The organism is Synechococcus sp. H55.2, from assembly GCF_047462495.1.
Lineage (GTDB): Bacteria > Cyanobacteriota > Cyanobacteriia > Thermostichales > Thermostichaceae > Thermostichus.
Genome location: NZ_JANSJH010000089.1, coordinates 1 through 3,724 on the forward strand (window position 1 = coordinate 1; position 3,724 = coordinate 3,724).

The 3,724-nt window shown below is 60.0% G+C and carries 2 protein-coding genes and 1 pseudogene; 1 reads left to right on the forward strand and 2 read right to left on the reverse strand.

What is annotated here, in order from left to right; genetic code table 11:
* Together NW844_RS10305 and NW844_RS10310 are read right to left on the reverse strand one after the other, a co-directional pair.
* Positions 1-239: pseudogene (locus NW844_RS10305) on the reverse strand (hypothetical protein); the annotation flags it as partial.
* Positions 218-472 carry a hypothetical protein gene (locus NW844_RS10310; RefSeq protein WP_414335398.1) on the reverse strand — a complete coding sequence of 85 codons (255 nt, stop codon included), beginning with the start codon at positions 470-472 and terminating at the stop codon, positions 218-220. The pseudogene NW844_RS10305 and the gene NW844_RS10310, both read right to left, overlap by 22 nt.
* A gap of 466 nt (positions 473-938) precedes the next feature.
* Between NW844_RS10310 and NW844_RS10315 the strand changes: the two genes are divergently transcribed.
* A complete protein-coding gene (locus tag NW844_RS10315; protein ID WP_414335400.1) occupies positions 939-3,677 on the forward strand; it encodes a valine--tRNA ligase in 2,739 nt (912 codons plus the stop codon).
* Positions 3,678-3,724 lie beyond the last annotated feature (47 nt).

Sequence of the window (3,724 nt, forward strand, 5' to 3'; positions counted from 1 at the left end):
GTGCAAGAAGAACTTTTCTCTTGCTCAGAAAACTTTTGTTGACACTTTTCAATGAGTGTCGACAACTCCCCTTTGAGTTCCTGCAGATGGGCAAGCGATTCATCAGTTTGTCTTTGCTTTTCGCTTGGCTCTATGGGCATCTGCCAACAGGGAAGGACCTGCCCACTGTCCTGAAGCAGTAGCGATTCTTTGAACTCGCCCGGTATGTGTAAGGCCCTCAATTTAAAATTGCCTGGCATTCGGGCCGCTCCAAAAACACTTCTGGCAAAATGGAATCCCCAAAGTACCCTGGCGGCGCAATCACTATGGCAAACCCCTTCAGATTCAACTCGGTTTCGTCGTAAACCACCAGTTGGCTGAAACCGGCGGCAGGATCCCCCTCCATATCGAGAATGCGGGCTTTTCGCTGGATAATCCAAGGGGTCTCCCCTTCTAGTTCAGAAGGGGCCAGAGGGCGATCTAGGCCAAACACGAACTCTCCACTTCGACCCACAAGAGTCCACTCTAAGCTATTGAGCTTCTCTGTACCTGCGAAGCAAAAGGCGTAATCGCTGTACGGAACAAAATACAGTCCTACCAGCCGGGATTTTTCATCAGGGTGGCTGCGGGCACTCAAGCAAGCCTCAAAACCCAGTAGAGAGGCTGGATCGACGGGCTGCCCATAACAAAGCAGGATGTCGTCTTTTGAGTGTTTCCACCACTCTTGTTGCGCGAAGGCAGGGATCCTACCGGATAAAGCCATTAGAACCATCAGGGCCGTTGCCGCCAATGATCTGTACATAGAGCCGCATCTGAACGCTGAGGATAGCAGTACCTTAGCCCAAAGCGCCTTTCTGCTGGGTGATCGGGATCAGCCTTACCCATCCCCAAAGGGCAAGGGGTTAGACTGCTACTCTATAAAGTGATTCATCCTTCTCAACCGTTGGCCTATTCTCCCCATGACTGCTGCACCTGCCCTCGCCCATCTGCCCAGCCAGTACAACCCCTTTGAGACCGAGCCGAAGTGGCAGCGCTTTTGGGAGGAAAAGGGGTTCTACGTAGCGGATCCCAAGGCGCCGGGAGAAGCCTTCAGCATGGTGCTGCCCCCGCCCAACGTCACCGGCAGCCTGCACATGGGCCATGCCTTTGCCTTTACCCTGCCGGATGTGGTGGTGCGCTACAAGCGCATGCGCGGCTACAACGTCCTCTGGCTGCCCGGCACGGATCATGCCAGCATTGCCGTGCACACCATCCTGGAAAACCAACTGCGCCAGGAGGGCAAGAGCCGCTTTGACCTGGGCCGCGAGGCTTTTCTGGAGCGGGCCTGGGCCTGGAAGGAGCAATCCCAGGGCACCATCAAAAGCCAACTGCGGCGCCTGGGCCTGTCGCTGGACTGGACGCGGGATCGCTTTACTCTCGATGAGGGGCTGAGCCGGGCAGTTACGGAAGCCTTTGTCCGCCTCTACGAAGCAGGGCTAATTTACCGGGGCGAGTATTTGGTCAACTGGTGTCCGGCCACCCAGTCGGCAGTCTCCGACATTGAGGTGGACAACAAAGAGGTCAAGGGTCACCTCTGGCATTTCCGCTATCCCTTGGCCGCGGATCCCAACCAGTACCTGGTGGTGGCCACCACCCGCCCCGAGACGATGCTGGGGGATACAGCCGTGGCGGTCCACCCGCAAGACGAGCGCTACCGCCATCTCATTGGCCAGTTTGTGCGGCTGCCCATCAAGGATCGCCTTATCCCCATCATCGCCGACGAGTACGTGGATCCCTCCTTTGGCTCCGGCTGTGTCAAAGTTACCCCAGCCCACGATCCCAACGACTTTGAGATGGGCCGTCGCCACCAGTTGCCCTTGATCAACATTCTCAACAAGGACGGCACCCTCAACGAGAACGGGGATCCCTTCACCGGTCTGGATCGCTTTGTCGCCCGCGAGAAGGTGGTGCAGTGGTTTGCCGAGCACGGTCTGCTGGAGAAGGTGGAAGAGTACACCCACAGCGTGCCCTACAGCGACCGCGGGGGCGTGCCCATCGAGCCGCTGCTCTCCATTCAATGGTTTTGCGATGTCTCGGGGATGGGGGCCCGCTGCTTGCAGGAGGAGCGGGAACACCACAACCCCCGCTTTATTCCGGAGCGCTGGACCAAGGTTTACACCGGCTGGCTGGAGAAGCTGCGCCCCTGGTGCATCTCGCGGCAACTGTGGTGGGGGCACCAGATCCCGGCCTGGTATCCGGTCATCGACGGTCAGATCCCTGAGGATCCCCAGGCTTTTGTGGTGGCCCGCAATGCCGAAGAGGCCTGGGCTAAGGCACGGGAGAAGTTTGGCCCGGCCCTCGAGCGGCTGGAGCGGGATCCCGATGTGTTGGACACCTGGTTTAGCTCCGCTCTGTGGCCTTTTTCCACGCTGGGCTGGCCGGAAGAGACAGAGGACTTCAAGCGCTACTACCCCAATTCCCTCATGTCCACGGGCTTCGACATCATCTTTTTCTGGGTGGCCCGCATGGCCATGATGGGAGTGCAGTTTACCGGCCAGATCCCCTTCAAGGATGTCTACATCAACGGCCTGGTGCGGGACGAGCAGGGGGCGAAAATGTCCAAGTCCAAGGGCAACGGCATCGATCCCATCGAGCTTTTGGACAAATACGGCACCGACGCCCTGCGCTACGCTTTGGTTAAAGAAGTGGTGGGGGCAGGGCAGGATATCCGCCTGGCCTACGACCGCAAGACCGGCGAGAGCGCCAGCGTGGAAGCAGCCCGCAACTTCGCCAACAAGATCTGGAACGCCTCCCGCTTTGTGCTCCTGAACCTGGAGGGGCAGACCCCCGCCCAACTGGGATCCCCTGCCCCCGCAGCGCTGGAGCTGGCCGATCGCTGGATCCTGTCGCGACTGCACTCCGCGGCCACCCAGGTTATCGAAGAGCTGGAAGCCTACGGCCTGGGCGAGGGGGCGCGGCTCTTGTATTCCCTGATTTGGGATGACTTCTGCGACTGGTACATCGAGCTGGCCAAGCCGCGGCTGCGGGGAGAAGACCCGACCTCTAAGCGCACGGCACAGCAGGTGTTGGCCACTGTGCTGGAGACCATCCTCCGGCTGCTGCACCCCTGGATGCCCCACGTCACCGAAGAAGTCTGGCAGCTCCTCACCCAGGCCAACCAAGCCACCTCCATCTCCGTCCAGCCCTATCCCGCCCCTGACCCTAACTGGGTTGACCCTCAACTGGAGCGGGAGTTCGGCCTGGTGATCCAGACCATCAGCAGCTTGCGCAACCTGCGGGCAGAGGCTGGCCTTAAGCCCCATCAAACCATCACGGCTCTGCTGGTTACCGAGGATCCCGACGAGCAGCGGATCCTCACCGCCGCTCAAGCCTACATCCGCGATCTGGCCAAGGCCGAGTCCCTAGAAATTACGGGATCCCTGGCCACGGAGCCCAAGCAGGTGGCGGCTGCCGTAGTGGGCACGGTGCAGGTGCTGGTGCCCTTGGCGGGGCTGGTGGATGTGGAGGCGCTGCGGGCTAAAGTGCAAAAAGATCTGGCCAAGCTGGAAAAAGAGGCTCAAGGGATCCGCGCCCGCCTGGAGAACCCCAGTTTCCTCAGTCGGGCCAACCCGGAAGTGGTGCAGGCTAGCCGCGAGCAACTGGCGGAGCTGGAGGCCCAGATGCAGCTCTTGCAAGCCCGCCTGGAAAAGTTGGGCTAGGGCAACGGGGAGCGCTCTCCTTTGGGGCTCTTGACCTGGGCAGCCGA

Bases quoted from the DNA above. Each gene is read 5' to 3' on its own strand.
- NW844_RS10315 (WP_414335400.1), top strand. From the start codon at position 939: ATGACTGCTGCACCTGCCCTCGCCCATCTGCCCAGCCAGTACAACCCC.